This window comes from Bacillus cereus group sp. BfR-BA-01331, assembly GCF_022663915.1.
Lineage (GTDB): Bacteria > Bacillota > Bacilli > Bacillales > Bacillaceae_G > Bacillus_A > Bacillus_A mycoides.
In genome coordinates this window covers 1-421 of sequence record NZ_JAKUGJ010000157.1, presented here as the reverse complement: position 1 = coordinate 421, position 421 = coordinate 1, and the positions used below count along the sequence as shown (strand labels likewise).

Sequence of the window (421 nt, the reverse complement as noted above, 5' to 3'; positions counted from 1 at the left end):
TTACACGGCACAAAAGAAGAAGTGAAAAACATTACTGATAAATCAGGAAACATTATAAACACAGAAATAATCTCTAAAGGAAAAAGTGGTAATAGTTTAATATTAACGATTGATATGGAATTACAAAAGAAAGTGGAAGAAAGTATTGAGAAAAATTTGAGAGCTTTTAAGAGTTCAGAGCCACTGTTGGACCGAGCTTTTGTCGTCATGACGAATCCAAATAATGGGCAGATTTTATCTATGGCAGGCAAAAAGATTGTAGAAAAAGAAGGGAAAATAGAGATTGAGGATTTAGCATTAGGTAACATGACAACTTCGTATGAGCTAGGGTCAGCTGTAAAAGGCGCAACGTTATTAACTGGATATGAGACAGGGGCAATACAGCCAGGAGATCAATTTTATGATGCACCGATGAAATTTA

General features: G+C 35.2%; 1 protein-coding gene. It reads left to right on the top strand.

Annotation, left to right across the window (positions count from 1 at the left end):
- A partial coding sequence (locus tag MR155_RS32535; RefSeq protein WP_277958802.1) for a penicillin-binding transpeptidase domain-containing protein occupies positions 1–421 on the top strand: 421 nt, incomplete at both ends.